The organism is Bifidobacterium asteroides, assembly GCF_030758775.1.
In the GTDB taxonomy this organism is placed as follows: domain Bacteria; phylum Actinomycetota; class Actinomycetes; order Actinomycetales; family Bifidobacteriaceae; genus Bombiscardovia; species Bombiscardovia kimbladii.
Genome location: NZ_CP132384.1, coordinates 2,061,722 through 2,083,947, shown reverse-complemented (window position 1 = coordinate 2,083,947; position 22,226 = coordinate 2,061,722). Strand labels below are relative to the sequence as shown.

Below are 22,226 nucleotides of genomic sequence, written 5' to 3'. Positions count from 1 at the left end.
CAGTGTGCTCCTCTCTTCTCGACGACGGATTTCCCGTGTTTCCTGCTTCTCTCAAAGTCGACAGTAGCCCATTGTTACACCGACTTTGCGTGGTTATCCACAGGATAGCGTGTTGTGTCTGCGCTGAATGTGAATAACAGTGATGTAATTTGTGGATAAGTGAGGAGGCGCTTTCTCGCACCATGACAGGGTTTGTGCAGGATACGAGGCGGTCCTTGTCATCTGAGGGGCGGATGTCTGTTTGACTCCGTCCCGGCTCCTGTGTACCGTGATATAGCTTGACTCATAACGAGCCGTACTCGAGTATGTCTACACACGGGAGCAACGAATTATGAAGAGGACATTCCAGCCCAATAACCGCCGTCGTCACATGAAGCACGGGTTCCGCGCTCGCATGCGCACCCGCTCTGGCCGCGCTCTGATCAATCGTCGCCGGGCCAAGGGCCGTCGGACGCTCTCCGCCTGAATCGGATTTCGATCCTTTCGCAAAAGGTGGAACGGCTGAGGAGCCACCGGGAGTTCACGGCGGTGCTCAGGCGACACCATCGGGTCAGCAGCCGGGATCTGGTCATTCATTATTCGATCCCTGGATCTGACCAGACGGTGACCCCGCTGCCGGTGGCATCGGTTGCGCACGAAGGGCGGCATGACATCCTGCCTGCGGGCAGACGCCGCATGGGGCTCGCTGTATCCAAAAATGTAGGCAAGGCCGTGACTAGGAACAAGGTCAAGCGCAGATTCAGGCAACTTGCCGGATCCAAGGAGGGCCTGCTGCCATCCTCCTGTGATCTGGTCATGCGCGCCAAGCCCAGCGCTGCCAGAGCCACCTATGAGCAGCTGGAGGAGCAAGTGGACAGGCTCTTCCGTGACCTTATGCGCAAGACTGGCAAGATTGCCGGCGGCTCTGAAGGGCGAATGCAATCAGGTTTGCAGCTCGTCGGTTCCAAGCGTCAACCGGCTCAACGGCTGGAAGCCAATGAAGGATGCAGGGCATGAGCGGCCTGGCCTCCCGGACTCTGCAGGGTGTAGTCCGCTGGTATCAGCGCCATATCTCACCTCTCTCGCCGCCGCGGTGCCGTTACTACCCGACCTGCTCCCAGTACGCTCTGACCGCTCTGAGGCGGTTCGGGGCCTTGCGTGGAACCATCCTGGCCGTTCTGCGGCTATTGCGCTGCACGCCTTTCAACAACGGCGGGATCGATGACGTGCCCCAGAGGTTTTCCATCTTCTATCGGTTCCCGTGGTCCAAGGCCCATGAGGAGGCCCGGCTGACCCCCATGGCCCCAGACAAGGAGACGGCCTGACAATGTTCCAGAACAACGACACTTTCACTTTCGATACGGGCATATACGGCTTCTTCTATAAGATCCTCTACCCTATCGAGTGGCTCATGACCTACATCATGACCTACTGCCACAAGTTCCTGACCCTGATCGGGCTCCATAAGGGTCCCGGGGTGGCCTGGGCGCTCTCGGTAGTGATGCTGGTGCTGGTCGTCAACCTCTGCGTGCTGCCGCTCTTCATCAAGCAGCTGCGATCCATGCAAAAGATGCAGGCCCTGCAGCCCAAGCTGATGAAGATCCAGAACAAGTACCGTAACAAGAAGGATCCAGCCAGCCGAGAGGCCATGAGCCGGGAGACCATGAAGGTCTACCAGGATAACCATGCCAACCCCATGAGTTCCTGTCTGCCCGCGCTGGTCCAGGGCCCGGTCTTCATGACCATGTTCTACGTGCTTTCGGCTGTGCCCTTCATCGCCCGGGGCAAGCGGGCGCCCCTTGGAGCCTTCAACCGACAGGTGGCGCGAGAATTCGAGGAGACCACCTTCTTCGGGCTGCGGATTTCGGACAACTTCATGTCCGCCCAGGGTGCGGGCCGCATAGTCATAGTGGTCTTCATCGTGCTCATGTGCCTGGCCATGTTCTACTCGCAGTTCCACAACGTCCGGCGGAACATGCCCAGGTCGGCCATGCAGGGACAGCAGTACAAGATGCAGCAGATGATGGCCTTCATCTTCCCGGTCATGTACATCTTCTCAGGCATCTACTTCCCCTTCGCCGTGCTGATTTACTGGCTGACCAACAACCTTTGGAATCTGGGCCGAACCCTCTTCCAGGTCCGCCATATGCCTACGCCGGGCTCGCCGGCCGCAGAGAGTAAGGAGGAGCGGGATCACCGCCGTGAGAACGCTCGTCGCAAGCGCCAGGGGCTGCCCTCTTTGGAGGAGGAGCAGCTGATGGAGGCCAAGCGGTTGGAGGAGGAAGCCCGCAACAACAAGAACGTCTCCCACCAGCGTTCTCAGCCCCACCGCAAGCGTCGCGGTCGTTGATGCAGCTACTGCAGTGGTGGCCGGTGCGGTGACCAAGCTTTCGGTCGGGCGGATACTGGAGTAGTCTGCAATCATCACGTCCGTGTATCCTCAATACTGGACACTCGATTGGTGACCAGGAATCCAGTGGACCTGAGGTTATGAATCGGATGTAAACGCGTGTAAGGAGAGCATAGATGTCTCAGTCTCTGGATCAGGGAAAGACCATCGAGCAACTCAATGAGGAGGCGGATGTCGCCGCCGACTATCTGGAGGGGTTGCTGGACATCGTCGACTACGAGGGCGATATCGAGATGGGGGTGCGCAACCACCGTCCGACCGTGCAGATTGTGGCTGACGACGACACGGATATCAAGCATCTGATCGGCAAGGATGGCGAGGTGGTGGATGCCCTGCAACAGCTGACGCGGCTGGCCGTGCAGCAGAAGATAGGGGAGCGCTCCCATCTGATCGTGGATGTGGACGGCTTCCTGCGGCGCAAGCGCGAGCATCTTCGCGAGCAGGCCCTGGATGTGATCGACGAGGTCCGTGAGACCGGCGATCCCGTCAATATGAAGCCCATGAACTCCTTCGAGCGCAAAATCGTCCATGACATGGTCCGAGAGGAGGGGCTGAAGTCACGCTCCCACGGTGAGGAGCCCCACCGGTACGTCACCGTCTACCTGAAGGCCAAGAGCGAAGACGAGGACCTGCCTGACGATGTTGAGGACGAACCAGTCGGGTATGATGCCCCGCTGGACTCGGATGAAACCGACCAGACCGATGATTCGGCTGACTACGCGGCTGATGACGATCCTGCTGGCGCGGACAGAGAGTGATTGCAGAACCAAGTAGGGCTGTGCGCCGATGAAGTATTGGTGACGTCAGCCTTGTTTGAATTGTTTCATTGTTTGCTGCAGACAGACTGTCTAAGTTTGCTGTGCTATCGGCCAGGGTTGTGCCATCTGTCAGATGTATTGCCTTGTCTGGCTCATGATGATGCTGAGTTTGCCATGCTGCTTAATTCGGAATGATCTTGATTGGTCATCCCCTATAGGAGGCCGCCTCCTATGCTGGTTCCGTTAGGATACTGATGTGTGACTTCGACGCTCTTCTGTGGTTGAAAATCTATGTTGGTAACTGCCCTCGGTATCCAGCGGTTTCCGATTCTGACAGGGTGGAATCCTCTGGATGCAAGATGCAAGACATATGACGCTGTCGGGGTCTGTGGCTGTGATTGACTGCGCTTCGAATGTGAATGTGAGGAGTTGAAATGGCTGTTGTGGATGATGAACTGAACGATAGTCCCCTCTTGAGGCAGGTGCTCGGCGATGCTTTGGCACCCATGCAGCGTTTTCACGACAAGCTCTTAGGTGAGGGTGTGGAGAGGGGCATCATCGGCCCTCGCGATGAAGACATTATTTGGGAACGGCACATACTCAATTCAGCTGCCATTGTGCCTTTTGTGCGAGAACGATTGACTACTGATGGTCAGACAGCAACGGTGGCAGATATAGGTTCTGGTGGGGGCTTTCCGGGCATTGTGCTAGCTGCGTGTCTTCCGCAGTGCAGTGTTGTGCTTGTCGAGCCAATGGAGCGGCGTGTGCTCTGGTTGCGGGAAGTCATTGATGAGTTGCACCTGGTTAATGCCTCAGTGCTTCGCAAACGTGCAGAGGATCTGGCCCCGCAATCCTCTCACGCATCGAATCGGCACAAGAAAAGAGCTTCACAAGGCCACCGTCATGGTCGTCGCCGAAGCGAGGAAGGGTCCAATTCTGTTTCTGGCCATGGTTCTTCAACTTTGGTCACCACCAGGAATGGTGATAGTCAGCAAACCGTGAATGGTCCTGAATCATCGGCAGCGATGGGCGGAGAAAGTCTGGCAAGGGTAGGTTCCACGCCTTCAGTCCCTGAGACTTTTGATGTCGTGACCTGCCGGGCTGTAGCACCTATGACAAAGCTCGCTGGGTGGACCCTACCTCTCTTGAGGTCAGGGGGTCAGCTTATTGCCCTTAAAGGCCGTTCGGCGCAAAATGAGCTTGATAAAGCTGCTAAAGAGATAAAAAAATATCATGGAGTGAATCCACGGGTCAGCCAGGCTCCAGTTGCACCTGGTCTTGAAGAAACCCACGTAGTTCTTGTGGACAAACGCTAAAACACGACGTCGATACCACATTATTTTATGACTGCGTTGTCAGAGCATTTACTTAATAGCGAGATAAAAATCAGGCAACTTAGGAATTTGCTACCTTAGAGAATAAATTATCAGCATTCAAACGGAGCCATGTCAAAGTTAATGAAAATTTTTGAACAACTCTTCTTGATCGAAACTGCCTTTTCCGGACAGCAACATGAGTGGTTGCCTCCTTATCGTGATGGGTGCCATGCTCAGTTAAAGGGAGTGCAAGCACACTTGTGATCCTGTATTGCCTTCCTTAGAATGGTTTTCACTTCGGAGCTTTTATGAACTTTGACACCTCAGTATCTATCCTGTGTCAAAGAGTAAGGCTGCAGCTGTTTACACATAATCATAATATTTGAAATAATCATGTCTGTTTCATTTGCGATTGAGCTCAACGCTTTGTATCTTTCGGTTGCTTCGCTCTGAATCTTAGTTGATACTGGTTTTGTCTCCCATACATCGTTGGGCTAATTGTATGGGATATATCTTCGAACTGGATATACCGCTAACTTTCTGATGCTTGATTAACCGTCTCTGGCGATGTTGTCCTTTTGGTGCTCAGTGATCTATAAATTGACCTGCTTTACCCAGTTCTTGCGTAGACCATCCTATTTATACTCGCCATAGTGTGTTCATTTACAGGTCCCATTACATACAGGGTTTTAGCGTGTTTAAACCTGTGCATCGATCTTCGTTCTCTGATCATTAACACTTACAGAGCAATATTGATCTTTGTACATGTAGGAGCGATAACTGGAGTACTCGATTGGTTAGCCCCGGAGAAACTCCGGAATCACTTTTCAACACTGAATATTCTTCTGATGTTGGAGATAGAGGGGAGCGCTGCACTGAGCACAAGAGAGATATTCACTCGTTCCTGATGTGTGCACCAGAGATTGTTTCACGTGAAACATTGTAAATACACATCTTATTTAACTTTTGACTAAAAACCATGCCTCGTTGCCTACCGATGTCACAGGTTAATATCCGAGTGGATCGCTGAGGGTATGTGACATAAGAGAGAGGTATCCAAGAGAGGTATTCGAGACAGCTATATTCAGCAGCATCTTAGCTATGACCTTATTCAGTTGTTGCTGCTCCTAGTGGATGATTTCTCAGTGGAGATTGTTTGCAATGTTTCACGTGAAACAATCGACGCGGAATTCAATAATCTAGATCACGGTTATTGGAGTACATGTGAAAGAATATGGCACTAGCTTCTATATTTTCATTAGGAAACGGGTAGTCTGTGATCTCTTTCTTAGAGTCCTTTATGCAACCACACTTGCACCAGGTAGAATACGACGCTTATCGGTTAGTAAGACCTATCGCTTAACAATATAACTACATTTTTATAATTTAAAATTGAGAAGTGTCTATTGAATCCGTAATATTGACTGCTTGTAGAAGGGCAGGCTTTGAAGATACAACCGGCAAGATTGAAGCACGCAACTGCGTGAGCCAACAATCAACAAGGTAATAGTACTTCCCAGACAATAGAGATGTTTCACGTGAAACACTACTCTGCAGTACAGTTGTACTAGGTCCGTCGCCAAGAGGTTTAATAGGAGCGTTGAAGCAGTGTTATAACCGCTATCCAACAGGTTGATGTATTCATTGACAAGTCCCATGAATAGTATTGCATGCTTAAGTGATGTAGCGAATTTATTGATTCCCGACTTTTAAGTTATGCACAATTTAGACCTCAGAAATGAATTATCCACATTGTCGTTTGTAGACCATGCCGCCTTGTGGGTAGCGCCAGAATTGTCAATAATCACAAGGCAAAGCTAATAATCTATAGAAAGGGTCAGCGGTGGAGGCACTGATGTAACTATCCACACTTATCCACAGTTATGAACAACGACTGTGTGTAACTAGCGGTTATTCTGACATGTCCAACTAGGACGGGAAAATTGAGTTGTTATCAAAAGGAGGAAGGTTCGTGGCCGCATCGAAGAAGGTGAAACCCGTTACGAGAAATACCTCGGATAGCGGTGAGCAAAGTTCGCCGAACGCATCAGGTATGGAGTCGGCAACGGATATTCTGAATCGAATATTCGCTGACGGGTCAGGTTCGGTGTCCGGTGCGGAAATGGCAGATCTTTCTGCACGTTATCAGGCCTTACGTCAGGCTCAATTCCCTCATCCTTCAAAAACCCGCTTCATTGCCGTAGCCAATCAAAAAGGCGGGGTAGGGAAAACCACGACCACAGTCAATCTGGCATGCGCGTTTGCTGAATTCGATGAACAGGTGCTGGTCATCGATATGGATCCACAAGGCAACGCTTCTACTGCATTGGGTGTGGCCCATGAGTCTGGTACACCATCAACATATGATGTGCTCGAGGGTCGTCTTGGGATCGATGACGTTAAGGTGGTTTCCCCTGAATTCCCCAACCTCGAGGTGGTCCCATCTTCTATTGATCTAAGTGGTGCTGAGCTGGAAGTTGCGGATATGCCCAACCGTAATCAGTTGATGAAAAAAGCAGTTGCCGACTATCTCAAAGTCTGTCACCAACACTATGACTATGTTCTCGTTGATTGCCCACCTAGCCTCGGACTGCTAGTTCTGAATGCCATGTGTTCAGTTAACGAAGTATTGATCCCAGTGCAAGCTGAGTATTATGCTCTTGAAGGACTGCAACAACTACTGCATACTATCGGACTTGTTCAGCAAAGTTATAATCCTTATCTCGTAATCTCCACTATGTTGTTGACGATGTACGATAGGCGGACGTTGCTCAGCAAAGAAGTGTTTGATCAAGTCAAGGAACATTATCCAGAGATAGTGCTGAATACGACCATTCCGCGTTCTGTCAAAATCTCTGAAGCTCCCAGTTTTCGGCAAAGCGTTGTCACCTACGACCCTAAGGGAGCCGGCGCTATCGCTTATGAAGAGGCAGCGTTAGAAATCGCGCAGAGATCCGAGCAAGTGCTGGAACATATTGCCAATAGAAGACAGGGGGAGTGAGGACATGACAAGCCGTTCACGGTTAGGCAAAGGCTTGGGGGCTCTATTTCCTGCCCTGCCAGGTGAAGATGATGAAACCAATGCTGACAATAGTCGGCGAGAAGATAACAAAGTACCAAATCCAAGCAATAAGCAGCCTGCTCTTCAAGGTTTGGGTGCGGAGTCGAATGGACGAAAGCGCCTAGAGAAGGACGACACAGCAAAAGGCGAGGCAAAACCAGAAAGAAGAACCAGGCATTCGGATTCTTCTAGCTCAGAGCTCGCGGATTCTGAAAGATTGTCTAAAAGCGGTCGTAAACATACCAACACAGGACAAAAGCGAGTCAGTATTTCCAAGTCGCTCGACGGTGATGTTTCACGTGAAACATCATCCTCGAAGAGGGCTACCAAGCGTAGGTCTGTCCCATCCATCAGCAGCTTGGAGCATCCGAGCGATCTCTTCTTCGGTTCTACGACGACAAATGTTTCACGTGAAACATCGCCGATTGCGGGATCGATAGATGTTGATGACCTTCGGACAAAGGAAACTCGGCAAAGCATTAACCGTGCAGCTGCTATCGACAATGATAGTGGGCTGGATAAAGCGGAGGGCAATAGCCAAGAGGAGCTGAAGCCTGTCCAAGGCGGGTATTTGGCTGAAGTGCGTGTGGACGACATTAGGCCCAATGCTCAGCAACCGCGGCAGATTTTCGATGAAGATGAACTTTTGGAGCTGTCCCGCTCCATCAAGGAAGTCGGTGTATTGCAGCCCATAGTGGTGCGAAAATCAACTTTTGCAGACCGGCCAAGAACAGTCGAGGATAAAACAACTTCAGCTGCCAGTGCAGGAGGTAAATCCGAAGCATTTGACACTAAGACTAGTGAAGAGCAATCGGGCCAGCATTTAAACCAGAGAAACGCTAATCTGGGGCAAACAACCCATTATGAAATCATAATGGGCGAACGTCGGTGGCGTGCTACTAGGTTGGCTGGCCTAAATACCATACCTGCAATTGTGAAAACAACGAGCGATGACGCCATGTTGCGTGATGCATTGCTCGAGAATCTCCATAGAGTAGCTCTTAATCCCTTGGAAGAAGCAGCGGCTTATCAGCAAATGATCGATGAGTTCGGCTTGACTCAGGACGGTTTGTCTAAGTCAATCTCCAAGTCCAGACCTCAGATCACCAACACGCTTCGATTGTTGAAGTTGCCTCCAAGTGTGCAGAAAAAAGTAAGCTCCGGGGTGTTGTCAGCTGGACATGCCCGTGCCCTGCTTACTTTGCCAGATGAAAAATCCATGACGGCTCTGGCAGACAAGATCATTGCTGAAGGACTGTCGGTAAGATCTACGGAGGAACTCGTAGCATTGCAGACTGGGCAGACGAAGAAGAGAGCAAAAAAGCCTAAGGTCAACGCATGGGTGGATAGTCCTGTACGCCAAGATTTGGAAAGCCGCTTTGATACAAAGGTGGCTATTAAGGGCACTAAAAAGCACGGGAAAATAGAAATCGTGTTTTCTTCGCCTGAAGATATGGAACGCATTGTTGCCATACTCCTGGAAAAGGATCAATCCGCGAGTAATAGCAGTCATTCAGGCGACAAAGGCTGGGTTTGATCCCATTCTGAAACTGCGACCGCAGGGGTTGCTCAATCAAACCCTGCCGATAAGGCAAGCGATTGTTTCATAGCTCGATCTGATTTTGTGTGAGCTGATGAGCAATCGCTGCATTTGTCTTAAACCCGGGATGGTTGAATGCCATTAGTATGTGCCATTCTCTGCACAGATATATCGGTGTTGAAAGGCTGTGTGCAATATATACGCTGCCTAACTGTCGGATTCCGAATGACTGCTAACCGAGCAACCAGATTATGTTGCGGGCTCACGACATCAGATTCGATCGGTATCTCAGCTCTTTAGCTGTCATAGATGGATGAGTGCGTCCAATAGTGGGGGCGTGCGGTGAGTCGTTGACTAGCCAGCCAGCTAGTGGGGCATACTGGAATGGCTTGTGTGTCAGCTAGATAGGTGAGTCTTCACCGCTTAAAGGTGGTTCTAGAGCAAGCATCGCTCTTGTCTGGTAGGGCGATAGTATACCTGAGCTGGCAGGGCCTTTAGAATTTTCGATGTGGCGAGGGGGGGCTGGGTTGTGCAATGTCTCCTCAACGGGGAGCAGTTATTTCAGTGGGGGCGATAGTAGCAGCTGTAAGGTCAGTGATGTTCCTATTGAGCGGGCTATTCCGTCGTGACCATTGGACAATTAAGGGCAGCTGAATAGGCGGCTGTGATGGTCAATAAACGATGTGCCTGGCAATCGTAAACTGCCAGGCACGTAAATTCTTGTTTACAGGGCGTATCAGGCCTTATCGCTTATCCAGGCTCGTAAGATACTCTTGAGCATCCAAGGCTGCACGGCAACCCATACCGGCAGCAGAAATGGCCTGACGATAGATCTTGTCGGTTACGTCACCAGCGGCAAAGACTCCGGGTACGGAGGTTTTCGTTGACCCACCCTTGACCAGAATATAGCCGTCCTGATCCAGGTCGACTTGGCCATTAAAGAAAGCAGTCTGAGGGGTGAATCCAATGGCAACAAAAACTCCATTCGCCGGAATATTGGACTGCTGACCTGTTGCTGTATTGCGTACATCCAAAGAGGTTACGCCGCTACCGTCGCCGTTGATCCGCGTGACGACTGAATCGAGAATGAAGCTGATCTTGTCATTGGCCTTGGCTCGGTCCACCATGATTTTTGAAGCGCGGAAGCCTTGGCGACGGTGAATCAACGTGACAGAGGAGCCGAAACGGGTCAGAAAGTCTGCGTCACTCATGGCAGAGTCGCCGCCGCCAACGACCACGATCGGCTTGTTCTTGAAGAAGAATCCGTCACATGTGGCGCAGTAGGAAACCCCTCGCCCAGAAAATTCGCGCTCTCCGGGAATCTCCAACTTTCGATATTGCGAACCGGTGGTGATAACGACTGCTCGAGTTTGGTATTCTTCACCGCCATCGGTGGTGATCCGTTTGATGTCTCCACTCAAGTCAACTGAGACGACATCATCGTATTCGATCTGAGCACCAAAATGTTCGGCCTGCTCGCGCATCTGATCCATCAGATCCGGTCCCAGTACAGCTTTTGGAAATCCTGGGAAATTCTCTACTTCTGTCGTGTTCATAAGCTGACCGCCGGGCGTTAGGGCTCCAGCAATAACGAGGGGAGCATAACCGGCTCTGCCAAGATAAATGGCGGCGGTGTAACCCGCTGGTCCGGACCCTATGACAATGGCATCGTGAACAGTTTGCTTCATAACGCTACTGTATCCATGCATGATGACCGGGTCACACGCGGTAGGCGAAAAGGGTCCTTACTTATCTCACTGTAAGTCCGTTCCTGACAGAGCAGGCTATTCTTAAACTATGGAGAAAACCGTGATAGTGGCTATCGTAACCAATCTTGGGACGATTCTGGTGCTGATCTGGTTTATGCTCCGAGTTGATCGGTTACTGCGGGAGCATCCCAGCCATCAGACGGATGATAAGGATGAGGATGACAGCTGGCATAGCTGGCGTTTTTGGAATCCTCCAAGCTCTGATGACAATGAAGACAAGTTGGACGCAGATTCTCCGGTAACAGACAAAAGCCTTGGAGCTGATGATGATATGACAGTCAGGTCTGCCGACCGATATACATCCTCGACTCAAGAGGAACCGGGTGAGAGTTCTTCGCGCGCATCGGACAAGGGCGAGGAAAGCGGCGGAGATAAGTAAGGCATATTGAGCAAGGCCGCAGACTGTTCAATCATAGTGGGGTGCGGTCTCGATTGTTTGTTTGATCTTGTGAAATGCAGTCCCTGAACAAGGACAGATTGATGCACTTGGATATATTGATCCACTGATTTGCAGAGTAGTTATGGGCTTGTATCTATAGGTCTTGAAGCGGGCACGGGGAAGTAAACCGCGTCAGCACAATATGACTCGATAGATGAATTCTGATAGGAAGATCATGCTCTCAGCGAGGGCGATGAACAAACTAGAGCAAATGAACTGGGATAACAATGCCTAGGACCGAATGATAATTCGTAGGTGAAAACACAGCTTTCGCTCTCAGTTCATGATGGCATAGTCGAAATGGCCTGATTCTCGATGCTTTAAAAGCAGCATCACCTATATGCTGCCTTGCGGGTTTTTGATGAGATATCTTGGTGAGATAACTTGAGCAGCATGATGCGAAACTTGTTGTGATTGCAACCCTATGAAGGCTGTCTTCATTCTCGCTCGATCATATCTTTATTCGACTAGCATTTTAACGGGAGAATCCTTGTCGGTCATAGACCGCTATATCGCGTGAGTCTCTCGCTGGAGTTAATGACGTAAGTTGATCACCTGGGAATGTTTCACGTGAAACATTCGATATCGACTGTGTTTGTATTCAAGGGTGTGTATCAATACTGCGGTTAACTGAGCGTGGAGTCTTGGAGGATGACTCAGTTATTGCAGCATCGACAATTCATTAGTCCGCGTCGCTTCTGCGAGTAAGTCTTGTCGGCAATATAAAAGCCGGAACCTGATTGAATATGCCTTTCGGGCAATGTTGGCCTTGGCTGAACAGTAGAGAAAAAGTTGAGAATACGGCAGATGTGGAGAGGCGAGCACATCAAATAGAAGGAAGGAAATAACCGACAACGAATGGTGAATGGTGAATGGTGAACAGCCGTCATTCGATGGCCTGAAAACGATGATAATGAAAATATGGTGCCTGCCCTGGGTGCTATCCGCTCGGCCTGTATTGCAATCCGTCTATATTGCAGATCCGCCTGGCGCATATTGCACGAATTGCAAACTATGCACCAGGCGGACCCTGCTCGTGCCAGTGGAACGGTAGGCGGGACCAGAGAGGCTTTGCTATCTCAATCGGTTCGCTTTTGATTCAAAACTGATTGAACCAATGCCGTGTATAGCTCTGGCAGATTGTAACCAGCGGCCTGCGCTGACTGTGGCAGCAGCGAAGTGTCCGTCATGCCGGGCGCCACATTGGACTCCAGGAATTGCGGCTGACCTTGTGCATCAACAATGAAATCGGTTCGTGAAATATCGCGGAGCCCCAGAGCACGGTGAGCAGTCAGTGCGGCATCGCTGACAGTCTGCGTGGTCTTGGCATCCAGTCGGGCTGGAACATAGAACTCTGTCGGGCCGGGTGTGGAACGAGCTTCGAAATCGTAGGTGCCTGAGGGAGTCCAGATTTCAAGCGGAGGCAGCACCAGGGGGTGTCCGTCAAACTCGAGGATGGACACAGAGACCTCGGTGCCCGTGACAGCCTGCTCGATCAGCGCTACATCACCATAGGCAAAGCAGTTGATCAGCGCCTGAGTGAGTTGGCTCTGTTCAGTCACCATGGTGCACCCCATAGCTGAGCCGCCCATGGTGGGCTTGATGAAGAGCGGGAGCCCCAGCGAGCCTAGAAGCATATCGATAACGGGTTCGACACCCAGCTCGCGGAACATGGATTCGGGCAGCGTCACGGAATGCGGAGTGTGCAATCCGGCCATACGGACAACGTTCTTGGCGATGGGCTTGCTCCAAGCGGTCCGTGATGCCTTGGCCCGGGATCCGATGTAGGGCAGTTCCGCCATCTCCAAGACATCCCGGATGGAGCCGTCTTCGCCGTTGGCGCCGTGCAGCAGAGGCCAGACCAGATCGGGGCGGGTCGACTCGTCGGTCAAGTACGGCAGAAGCGAGCCATCCATGTCGTGGACGCGGACTGTCCACCCGGCCTCCTCCAGGAACCCCTGGACTCGATGTCCCGAGCTGATGGAGACATCACGCTCATGGCTGAGGCCGCCGCAGATCACCAGGATCGACTTATCAGCACGCTTGGTGGCCTTGCTGGCCAGGGAGGTGACATCGTCCATGGTGACTGGCGTAGCCTCACGGATGGAGCGATGTGAGGTCCGCTTGGCTTTTTTGGCCACTTCGCCAGCAGCTGTGGCTGAAGTGGTGGCCGCAGTGCTGGTCGGGCTTGCGACCGTGGTCGTCGTCGCGCTCGCGGTTGCCTTGGCCTTGCTGGCTGCCGCGGTTTTGCCCCCGGTCTGCTGCCGAGGTGTCTTGCTGTGCTTGGGCGCCATGATTCAGCCCCTTTCCTTGCCGCTGTCAGGCTCGAACAGCCGGACGGTGGCGAGTTCGTTCTCGATGACTGTGGACAGTCTGCGTATTCCTTCCCGGATCCGATCTGGGGTGGGGTAGCAGAAGGACAGGCGCATGTGATCCGCTCCCTCCCCGTTATCGTAGAAGGCTGTGCCTGACACGTAAGCCACCTTGGCGGTGATCGCTCTGGGCAGCATGTCCTTGGCGTTGAGCCCCTGGGGTATCTTCAGCCAGATGTAGAAGCCGCCCTTGGGCTTGAGCCATGAGCAGTAGGGCAAATATTTTTTCAAAGCCTCGTCCATGGCATCGCAGCGTTCCTTGTACATCCCCCGGTAATCATTGATCTGCGATTTCCAGTCGAAGTTGTCCAGGTAGGTGGTGATGGTCATCTGGCTCATGTTGGAGGGGCAGAGAATGGCTGACTCGTTGGCCAGAACCAGCTTCTGTCGGATGCCAGGAGGCGCAACCATCCAGGCCACGCGCATGCCCGGGGCGATGATCTTTGAGAAACTGCTCAGGTAGACAATGCCCTCGGAATCGTAGGAGCGCAGGGCCGGATAGGTCTGGCCGTCGAAGGCCAGCAGTCCGTAGGGATTGTCTTCCACAATGAGCACGTGGTACTTTCTGGCGATCTCGATGATCCGCGGCCGCCGCTCGACGCTCATGGTGGCGCCGGCAGGATTGTGGAAGTTGGGTACAGTGTAGAGGAACTTGACCGCTTTGCCTTGGCGGCGCTGTTCCAGAATGGTCTCCTCCAGAGCCTCGGGAATCAGTCCGTCTCCGTCCATGGCCACGTTGACCACATCGACCTGGAAGGACTGGAAGACGCCCAGGGCACCCACATAATTAGGTGCTTCAGCCAGCACCACATCGCCGGGGTCGCACATAATCCTGGTGATCAGGTCCAGTCCCGACTGGGAGCCGTTTACGATAACCACGTCATCCGGCTGGACATCCTTGATGCCTTCCAGCTCCATAATGGGCAGCACATCCTCGCGCAGGTGGGGATCGCCCTGTGCTGACCCATACTGCCAGGCCACCTGGCCCTTGCTCCGTAGCATGTCGCCAAGCTGGTCGGCCAGTTTATCGAAAGGCATCCGGCCCAGGTAGGGCATGCCGCCGGCCAGGGAGACCACCTCGGGTCGATTGGCGACAGCGAAGAGGGCGCGAATTTCGGAGGCGCGCATCTGCTCGGCCCGTGCCGCATAGGAGCTGTACCAGGGATCGTTCTTGATGACCTTGGATGCGATATTGGGATCATCCGCCATAAGTGACTTCCGCCTTCCTGCCGCCGTTGTCTAAGGAAACTGTATTACCTGCTAGGGCTTTGTTGGAGGAAAAATCCAACACATTACCATTTCGGTACACCCATGGTCGGAACCCCGCCTGGGATTCCTGCCCATTTTCCAGGAACTTCCAATCCTAGCTGCTTTGAAGATCGGCAACAGCAAGGCAGCGGTAAGGATGAACAGCCAAGTTTTTCGCCAAGGACGTGTGACGGACCTGCTTAGAAGGCCTGGACAGACGTGAAGCGTAGGGAGTTGCCCGGCATGCCGTCCATGGGCACCCAGACGACCAGGTCCTGGGTTGTGACCGGTTCACGCAGGGTGACCTGTGTGGTGCCCGAGGGATCGAAGCTGAAGTCGGCCAGCGGCTGCCCTTGGTTGGGCTGGGCCGCTGTGGAGTTCGCGTAGATCTGAGCATGGCCGCCGCTCTGGGGCATGACGATGGTCAGGCGGGAGACTTCCTCCGGCTTGGTCAGGTGCATGTACCATCCGAATCCCTGCAGGCCGGCGGGCTTGTTCAGGAAGAGCTGCCGATCCGACTGATAGGCCGTGGTGTTCTTGGGCTTGGGCGGATCGGGGACCTTCTTGGCCTCCTTGTCGGCATGGCTGACCTTGTCGGCTCCGGCCTTGGCCTTGCCGTTAGCCTTGGCCTTGCCATTGCTGGAAGTTGTCGCCTCCTCGTCCCCATCAGTCCCACCGGGGAAGGGGACGTTGGACATGACCGGCCAGCCGCCCTCCTCCTTGCCGACGTTGGGCCGGGAGCCGGAGATGGTCGAGACCGCCCAGACCAAGGCCACTACGATGATTGCGGCCGCTACCGCAATGACTACAGAGCGAGTCGTAAAACGGCCGAATAGACGGGTGTCGGCCATGTCTGTCTCGTCATCCAGATCCTCGTCCTGGCCATCGTCCGGAAGCTCCGAATAGGTCACCGGCGCCGGCATGGAGTGGATCTCAGGCGTGAAGCTGGGGGGCAGGGGCTCCATGACCGTGGTCTGCTGCTCTTCTTCATCAACATCGCGCTTCTTGGGAGATCGGGGCGCTCGTTCGGCATGCTGATTCGGGTCGACATTCTGCTGCTCTTCGTATGCCTGGTCGGTCGAGCCGCTGGCCACGCGGGCATGGGTCCTGTCGTGTGCCTCGGCATCATCCTCGCGCCGGGCATGTGAGTCTCCATTACTCTGTGGGGCGCTCTGTGAGGCGGACCGGCTGGATGCCGCCCTGGCCTGACGACCGCCGGACTTGTCGAAGTCCCACTGGGAGAAGCCGCGCTCAACGGGGTTGTCGGCGGTCACGCCGCTGCCGCTGATGGCCTCGGGCGGCCGATGCTGATCGTCTCCCACGGTCGGCATCCGCCCGGTCACTGCCTTGGACTCCTCGTCATGTAAGGCAGCGGGCCTGGCAGTCGTCGTTCTGAGTGCGCTCACATCCATGGCTGCGGTCCTGCGGGAGCGGCTGTTCAGCGAGCGCTGCCGCTGACGTTCGTCGAAGAGCGAGAAGAGGTCGGTGTCTGTGTCTTCGGGATTGAGCATCTCGATTTCGCCCCGGCCGGGGAAGAGCAGTTGGTTGGTCTTCCAGTGTGGCTCATGATGGGTCACAGTCTGTGCGGCAGGCAGGGCGGAGGAGGTCAGCCCATCGGGCAGGGGCAGTACATCCTTGGGATCTACCGGTCTCAGAGCCACGGTCTCGATGGAGGCGCGGCCGTCCATCTCAGGCCAGATCAGATCGCTGTCGGTCAGCTCCTCGGGAGGGATCCAGGGGCTGAGCAGCGCCGACAGCTCGGCCAGAGTGACCAGGGGCACCGGCTTGGCCCCCTGGTCATCAGTCAATCCCAGTCCGCGCATGCAGATGATCCTGAACTCCTCGGGCGTGTGCTTGGGAAGCTCCTGCAGGCTGGGCTGCCGTCCGTCTTGGTCGGGGCGGCGGGTCAGCATGGCGTAGAGCACGCCAGCCAGTTCGCGTATGGCATGCTCCTCGTCAGCCAATCCCTTCTCGTTCGGGACTGACGGGTGTGCGATCATGGGCGAGATGGGGGCATCTGCCAGGGTGATAGAGGCCGGCGCCAGCCTGATGGTACTGGTTGAGACTGCATAGTCGACCATGCCGGCGGCATGCAGGGTGCGCATGGCCTCGGTGACCTCGCCCATGATGGTGCCCATGGCCCGGTCGCTCAGCGTCTCGCCGGCGGGCCCGTGCATATAGTCCCTCAGGGACATGCCCGCATCGGGGGCGGTGACGATCAGAGAGACCCCGTCCCGGGTGTGCAGCTGGTAGACCGGAGTGAATCGGCGGTCCTTGTTCAGCGCCAGGCCGGAGGCGTTGATGTTGATCAGGTCCGTGCAGGTCGAATCGCCAGCGATGAAGAGCTGGCAGTCCCTGTCCAGAACCTTGTCCTTGGCCCGCCAGACGCTCAAGCCCTTGGCACGGCGGAGCAGGGTGACCAAGGTGTATCTGCCGAGGATGGTGTCTCCGATATGCGCGTTCATGCTTGTCGAGCTCTCATCAGAAGTGGGGCGTCGCCTGTGGTTGGCGACGCCGTGGTGGACCGTGCTGTTCCTAGGCACAATCCTAACGGGTTGGGGGGCCGGAGGAGCCGGTGGGGGCCCGGCTGTCGCGGATTCTCCATCAGTGCCGGGCTCGCGGGTCTCTTCGAAGTTCTCCAGAGCCGCGTCCATGCCAGGCTGGGTGGAATCAGGGGAGGAGGAGTGCACCACCCTGACCGAGCGGTCGGCCAGCCGGGAGGGCCGTCCCTCCAAGGCGTCCAGGCTGCGGACCGGGTGCCGCGCCGTCCTGCCCAGACGGCGGGCCAGGTCGACCATGAGCCGGGTGAATTCCTCGGTGCGCAGCGCGACCAGGGTCACGGCGTAGATGGCCGCTGTCAGCAGGGTGATGACCACGCAGATAAAGAGCGCCTGCACCCAGCTCATGTGGCCCTGCCGGTCCTGGACCCAGGCGCCGACCAGGCGGGTCAGCGGAGCCTTGACCGTCAGGGAGGCTGCCAGCGCCAGGCCCGCCGCCAGAAAAGCCTTGGCGTAAGTGCTAAGAATGTGCCGACCGTCCAAATATCCCTGGAAGGGTCTGCGCAGCATGCCTGCCAACATGGGGAAGCTGAGGATGTTGCTCAAGGACAGGCTGAGTCCGACCAGGGCCGCCCAATAGCGGGGAGGGGCCAGGCGGATGGATGCCAGGACCAGCACCACCTGGATGGTGTTGGAGACGGCTGCGAAAATGAAGGGATGCCTTCCGTCCTCGAAGGCGTAGAAGGTGCGCTGAATGAGCAGGAAGGCGCTCATGGGCACCAGCCCCAGGGACAGGCCTATCAGGGGTCCCGAGATCAGGACTGCTTCGTGGACGCCCACGGAGGGCAGCAGGGCACGGGTGATGGGCACCGGAATGGCCAGCATGACCGCAGTGAAAAAGAACATCATCAGCCCGACATTGCGCAGGGCCTGGCTCAGATCCTCGCGGGCATCTCCAATGCGGCCGTCCGAAACCGCCTTGGACAGCTTGGGGAAGATGGCCGTGCTGACGGAGACGGCCACCAGGGAGTATGGCAGGATGAAGAGGGTGTAGGCGTTCTGGTAGGAGCCGTTGCCGGCGATGTCCAAGGGGTTGCCCTCCAGGGGGGCGCCGTTGTTGATGCGGGCGTTGATCACATTGGCCAGCTGGTCGATGACCACCACGCCCATGCTCCAGGCAGCCACCGAGCCCATGGATCGCAGGCCGATGCCCCGCAGACCCCAGCGCGGTCGGTAGCGGAAGCCGCTCATGATCAGGGGGATGAAGAGGACCAGCGCCTGGAAGGCCACCCCCAAGGTCCAGGCTCCGGCGGTCAGGGCCACCTTGCCGTTGTCCCAGAAGCCGACCGGCTGGCTGCGGGCGTTGCCGAACAGGAGGATGAAGACCAGGAAGCCCAGGCAGCTGATCAGGTTGGCGCCCACCGAGCTCCAGGCGTATGCGGTGAACCGGCCCTTGGCGGCCAGGATCTGGCCCAGTACCGTGTAGAGCCCGTAGAAGAAGACCTGGGGCATGCACCAGAGGGTGAAGGAGTTGGCCAGGGCCCGCTGTGCGGGGTTCCACTTGGAATTCAGATAGATGGTGGTCAGCACCGGAGTGCCCAGCATCAGCAACAGGGTCAGCAGGGCCAGGAGAACCATGGCGACGGTGATCAGCTTGTTCAGCCGGTCAGCCGCGTCCCGCTCCTTGAGGGTGCGCACGATCTGCGGGACTAGGACGGCGTTGAAGATGCCGCCCGAGATCAGGGTGAACATGACCTGGGGGATCATGGCGCCGGTCTGGTAGGCATCGGCTGCGATCCCGGTGGTGCCGATGGCGGCTGCCAGCAGGATGGTGCGGATCTGCCCGGTCACCCGGGATGCCGCAGTGCCCGTGGCCATAATGGCGGAATTGCGCCCTACGGAGCTCATTCGTCCGGATCCTTCGTGCGGTGGAACTGCCGCCAGAGCCCCAGGAGCCCAAGCAGCACGGCGAAGACAATGATGAGCAGGCCGCTCATGTCGCTCAGGCGCAGATTGCTGGTGATCTGGGCCCGGCGCATCTGACCGAAGGGGCGGCCCTGGCTGTCCAGCAGGCCGATGTCCACGTTGGCCCTGCCGGCCGTCGCCACTCTGACCTTGAAGGTCACTTGGGCCTCGGAGCGGGCGGGAATGACCACATCCGCCAGGCGCGAGGTGACGATCTCCATGGAGTCGGTGCGGGCGCTGATGCGGGCGTGGACCGGGTAGGGGTGGCTGTTGCTGACGGTGACGGGCATGGAGGCCGTCTCGCTGACCACGTTCAGGGACTCGCTGGGCGTGATGCTGATGCCGTCCAGGAGCCGGTGGGATATGGCGCCGGCCTGATCGGCCAGGCCGGCGGCGGCTGCGGTTCCGCCCAGGGACTTCAGGGCTAGATCGTCATGGGCGGCGGTCAGCCGGTTCAGCCACTGGTGTGGATCCTTGGGCTGGCGGGCGGTGGCGTCAGCATCCTGTCGGGCCAAGGCCTGGCTGTCGGTCTTGCCGGTCGTGGCGCTGGCGGTGGGCTGGGAGGCCTGCTGATCGTCGGCCAGAATGGAGGAGGCGAACCGGTCGATGTCCGCCCTGCTGGCGATCAGGGAATCCAAGGTGGCTGCCGAGCTGTCGCCATGCTTGGCGCCGCCCTGACCGTCATCGGCTTCGAGGGCCTTGAGCAGGCCAGATGAGCCGCCGGTGAAGTCGGGTGCTCGCATCAGATTGTCCATGGGTTCCAGGTGGATCCAGGGAGCGTGCTCCAACTCGGTCATGATCCTGTCCGCATGCTGAGTGTCCTGATCGGCATCAAAGCAGACCATAAGGGAGCGCTCGGCGTAGGGCTGTTCCATCTGATAGAAGGCGCTCTGGGCCATGAAGCGTGCCGTCTGCCCCGCCTGGGTCTGCTCCCCGGTGGCCCGCGTGGAGCTTGGGTTGCCCCTTGCCAGGTTGCTGAGTTCGCGCTGGGCCGACAGGACGGTCACCTGTCCGGCCTGGGTGTCGATGGTGTACTTGCCGGTGTGGGCGGAGGTGCCGGCTCCTACCTCGAAGCCCTGTGGGGCAATGACCGTCTGGTAGCCGGCGCGACGGGCTGCGGCGATGGATTCCATGGTCCACTCCTGTTTGCCCTGCCAGGCGTATGTGCCGGAAGCGGCATCAGGATAAAGCTTGGCTGCTGTCTGGGCGCTCCAGGACTCGGGGGTGACCCCGGCCCTGGCATAGCGATCCTGGTTCTGGGAGGCGTATCCGGTGATGTCGAAGTCGGCTGGCTGAATCAGCCCCTGGATCTTGGGACGGTTGGCGAAGGCGGACAGGTAGACCGGATCGCCCAAGGCCTGCAGGGACCCGTGCTTGGCCAGCAGCAGACTCTGCTCTTCCTGGCGGCGGCTCCCTTGACGGGTCAGTGTCACGCTCTGGTCTTTATCCTTGCCCGAGCCTGGATCGGATTCGGCACCGGGCTGGGTCATCAGCGCTGTCATGGCCTTGTCGTCAATGTTCCAATCCGAGGAGATCAGCGGCATGACCATGGTCAGAGACAGGGCGGGTGTGCCTGCAGTGGGCAGGCCATCCCATGTCCGGGTCAGAAAGGTGAACACGTCGCCCAGGACCCGGTTCTGGCTGTCGCTCAGGGAAAGCCGGACGGGTTTGGGGCCCCAGCTGGTCATCTTCTTGATCGCGTCTTGATCAGCCGGCACGTTGACTGAAACCTCGACGCTCTGCCCGGCCGGGATTGTCGGTACGCTCTGAGTGCCCAGCACGTCCGGGGTGGGGATGCGGGCGTGGCCTTCGGACCAGGCCTGCATGTCGGCCCGGGAGCTGAAGGAGTACAGGGCGCTGGTGGACACGCTCAGATGGGCATTTTCCATAGGTTGGTTCGCGGTGTTGGTCACCGTAGCGCGCAGGGCATAACCGGATTTGTCAGTCACCACAGGCGTCGACCAGCGCAGGGCCACCTCGGCCGAGTTCTGATGATTGGGGGCAGCCAGGGCCGGTGTTGGCAGCCAGGGAGTCATCACCAAGGCTAGCAGGAGGACGATCGCCGGTAGGATTCGAGCCCACCGAGCCCATCGGTTGAAGGCATGGGTGCGCTGGCTGGTGCGCCCGTTCGGGCGCAGGGGGGTCTGGATCATGGCTGTTTTTTATACTTCCTCGCGTAGAGCCAGGCTATTTTACGCTCATTAGGGTAACTGAGCACGGAGGTCAGGTCGGAAAAGTCCACCCAGATGGCATCTTCGGCCTCATGATCAGGGTCGCCCTCCACGCTCAGGGATCCGCCGATCATACGCAGGACGAAATGATGGACCAGCTTGTGGACCCGTTGGTTGGTTCCGGTGAACCAGTAGTCGATGGTGGCGATGGAATCGGTCACCCTGCCCAGTATCCCCGTCTCCTCGTGGACCTCGCGCACGGCCGTCTGCTCGGGTGTTTCCCCTTCTCGATATGCCCCTTGGGCAGGCACCATTCCAGGTGGCCCGAGCGGGAGTGCCGGGCGATGATGGCCACCCGGTCATGTCGGTCGAAGATCAGTCCACCCGCCGAATACTCCCGCACTACGGGCAGTTCCTGGGCATCCAGGGAGGCAAAGGTGGAAGGCCCTGAGGCATGCTTATGCCGGGGCATGAGGGCAGGCGTGGGAGCGTCATCCTCGGTCTGTATGCGCTCGCGGACCCGCGGATCCAGACGTTCGCTTACAGTCTCCACCAGGTGGTCCCGCCCCTGCTGTCCGCGGGCATGGGTGCCCGCAGAGTCGGCGCTATGTGCAAGCATGCGCGCCATGTCCGCGGGCGTAATCATACTCCAACTTTACGTAAGGTAATGTGCAGGTGGGGTAACGGTATGCTAGTAGGC

At 56.3% G+C, this 22,226-nt stretch carries 13 protein-coding genes and 2 pseudogenes; 9 read left to right on the top strand and 6 right to left on the bottom strand.

Annotated features, from left to right (window positions below; all coding sequences use genetic code 11):
- The first annotated feature begins 331 nt into the window (after positions 1-331).
- The 8 genes and pseudogenes from rpmH to RAM15_RS08465 all read left to right on the top strand — a co-directional run bounded on the left by rpmH (position 332) and on the right by RAM15_RS08465 (position 9,061).
- Positions 332-466 carry a 50S ribosomal protein L34 gene (gene rpmH, locus RAM15_RS08500; protein WP_015022700.1) on the top strand — a complete coding sequence of 45 codons (135 nt, stop codon included), beginning with the start codon at positions 332-334 and terminating at the stop codon, positions 464-466.
- Between the two features lie 26 nt (positions 467-492).
- A pseudogene (gene rnpA, locus RAM15_RS08495) lies at positions 493-885 on the top strand (ribonuclease P protein component); the annotation flags it as partial.
- Positions 886-992: 107 nt separating this feature from the next.
- Positions 993-1,304 (top strand): membrane protein insertion efficiency factor YidD, encoded by a 312-nt coding sequence (yidD, locus tag RAM15_RS08490; RefSeq protein WP_306221540.1) that lies wholly within the window; start codon positions 993-995, stop codon positions 1,302-1,304.
- A 2-nt stretch (positions 1,305-1,306) separates the two neighbouring features.
- Positions 1,307-2,329, top strand: a complete 1,023-nt coding sequence (gene yidC / locus RAM15_RS08485; RefSeq protein ID WP_045925058.1) for a membrane protein insertase YidC — start codon at positions 1,307-1,309, stop codon at positions 2,327-2,329.
- Positions 2,330-2,505: 176 nt separating this feature from the next.
- The gene (locus tag RAM15_RS08480; protein WP_372338657.1) at positions 2,506-3,147 is read left to right on the top strand and encodes a Jag family protein; all 642 of its coding nucleotides are present in this window, start codon (positions 2,506-2,508) and stop codon (positions 3,145-3,147) included.
- Between the two features lie 434 nt (positions 3,148-3,581).
- Positions 3,582-4,463 carry a 16S rRNA (guanine(527)-N(7))-methyltransferase RsmG gene (locus RAM15_RS08475; protein ID WP_306221539.1) on the top strand — a complete coding sequence of 294 codons (882 nt, stop codon included), beginning with the start codon at positions 3,582-3,584 and terminating at the stop codon, positions 4,461-4,463.
- A gap of 2,053 nt (positions 4,464-6,516) precedes the next feature.
- Complete coding sequence (locus RAM15_RS08470) at positions 6,517-7,464, top strand: ParA family protein (RefSeq protein ID WP_045925192.1); 948 nt, start codon at positions 6,517-6,519, stop codon at positions 7,462-7,464.
- 4 nt (positions 7,465-7,468) lie between these two features.
- The gene (locus RAM15_RS08465; protein WP_306221538.1) at positions 7,469-9,061 is read left to right on the top strand and encodes a ParB/RepB/Spo0J family partition protein; all 1,593 of its coding nucleotides are present in this window, start codon (positions 7,469-7,471) and stop codon (positions 9,059-9,061) included.
- Positions 9,062-9,807: 746 nt separating this feature from the next.
- On the opposite strand, the gene trxB is transcribed toward RAM15_RS08465, so the two are convergent.
- Positions 9,808-10,752 carry a thioredoxin-disulfide reductase gene (gene trxB / locus RAM15_RS08460; protein WP_306221537.1) on the bottom strand — a complete coding sequence of 315 codons (945 nt, stop codon included), beginning with the start codon at positions 10,750-10,752 and terminating at the stop codon, positions 9,808-9,810.
- 109 nt (positions 10,753-10,861) lie between these two features.
- Between trxB and RAM15_RS08455 the strand changes: the two genes are divergently transcribed.
- Entirely contained in the window at positions 10,862-11,212 is a 351-nt protein-coding gene (locus RAM15_RS08455) for a hypothetical protein (protein WP_306221536.1), read from the top strand.
- A gap of 1,139 nt (positions 11,213-12,351) precedes the next feature.
- Here RAM15_RS08455 and RAM15_RS08450 read toward each other — a convergent pair.
- The 5 genes and pseudogenes from RAM15_RS08450 to RAM15_RS08430 all read right to left on the bottom strand — a co-directional run bounded on the left by RAM15_RS08450 (position 12,352) and on the right by RAM15_RS08430 (position 22,172).
- Positions 12,352-13,566 carry a D-alanine--D-alanine ligase family protein gene (locus RAM15_RS08450; RefSeq protein ID WP_306221535.1) on the bottom strand — a complete coding sequence of 405 codons (1,215 nt, stop codon included), beginning with the start codon at positions 13,564-13,566 and terminating at the stop codon, positions 12,352-12,354.
- Positions 13,567-13,569: 3 nt separating this feature from the next.
- Positions 13,570-14,853 carry an aminotransferase-like domain-containing protein gene (locus RAM15_RS08445; RefSeq protein WP_045925052.1) on the bottom strand — a complete coding sequence of 428 codons (1,284 nt, stop codon included), beginning with the start codon at positions 14,851-14,853 and terminating at the stop codon, positions 13,570-13,572.
- 239 nt (positions 14,854-15,092) lie between these two features.
- Complete coding sequence (locus RAM15_RS08440; RefSeq protein WP_306221534.1) at positions 15,093-19,298, bottom strand: murein biosynthesis integral membrane protein MurJ; 4,206 nt, start codon at positions 19,296-19,298, stop codon at positions 15,093-15,095.
- Positions 19,295-21,508 (bottom strand): DUF6049 family protein, encoded by a 2,214-nt coding sequence (locus tag RAM15_RS08435; RefSeq protein WP_306221533.1) that lies wholly within the window; start codon positions 21,506-21,508, stop codon positions 19,295-19,297. Before RAM15_RS08435 ends, RAM15_RS08440 begins: the two co-directional genes overlap by 4 nt.
- Positions 21,505-22,172 (bottom strand): annotated as a pseudogene (locus RAM15_RS08430) (NUDIX hydrolase). The gene RAM15_RS08435 and the pseudogene RAM15_RS08430 overlap by 4 nt, the downstream one beginning before the upstream one ends.
- Positions 22,173-22,226 lie beyond the last annotated feature (54 nt).

Excerpts from the sequence above, each read along its gene's own strand:
- rpmH (WP_015022700.1), top strand. The coding sequence starts at position 332 with ATGAAGAGGACATTCCAGCCCAATAACCGCCGTCGTCACATGAAGCAC.
- yidD (WP_306221540.1), top strand. The coding sequence starts at position 993 with ATGAGCGGCCTGGCCTCCCGGACTCTGCAGGGTGTAGTCCGCTGGTAT.
- yidC (WP_045925058.1), top strand. The coding sequence starts at position 1,307 with ATGTTCCAGAACAACGACACTTTCACTTTCGATACGGGCATATACGGC.
- RAM15_RS08480 (WP_372338657.1), top strand. The coding sequence starts at position 2,506 with ATGTCTCAGTCTCTGGATCAGGGAAAGACCATCGAGCAACTCAATGAG.
- RAM15_RS08475 (WP_306221539.1), top strand. The coding sequence starts at position 3,582 with ATGGCTGTTGTGGATGATGAACTGAACGATAGTCCCCTCTTGAGGCAG.
- RAM15_RS08470 (WP_045925192.1), top strand. The coding sequence starts at position 6,517 with ATGGAGTCGGCAACGGATATTCTGAATCGAATATTCGCTGACGGGTCA.
- RAM15_RS08465 (WP_306221538.1), top strand. The coding sequence starts at position 7,469 with ATGACAAGCCGTTCACGGTTAGGCAAAGGCTTGGGGGCTCTATTTCCT.
- trxB (WP_306221537.1), bottom strand. The coding sequence starts at position 10,752 with ATGAAGCAAACTGTTCACGATGCCATTGTCATAGGGTCCGGACCAGCG.
- RAM15_RS08455 (WP_306221536.1), top strand. The coding sequence starts at position 10,862 with ATGGAGAAAACCGTGATAGTGGCTATCGTAACCAATCTTGGGACGATT.
- RAM15_RS08450 (WP_306221535.1), bottom strand. The coding sequence starts at position 13,566 with ATGGCGCCCAAGCACAGCAAGACACCTCGGCAGCAGACCGGGGGCAAA.
- RAM15_RS08445 (WP_045925052.1), bottom strand. The coding sequence starts at position 14,853 with ATGGCGGATGATCCCAATATCGCATCCAAGGTCATCAAGAACGATCCC.
- RAM15_RS08440 (WP_306221534.1), bottom strand. The coding sequence starts at position 19,298 with ATGAGCTCCGTAGGGCGCAATTCCGCCATTATGGCCACGGGCACTGCG.
- RAM15_RS08435 (WP_306221533.1), bottom strand. The coding sequence starts at position 21,508 with ATGATCCAGACCCCCCTGCGCCCGAACGGGCGCACCAGCCAGCGCACC.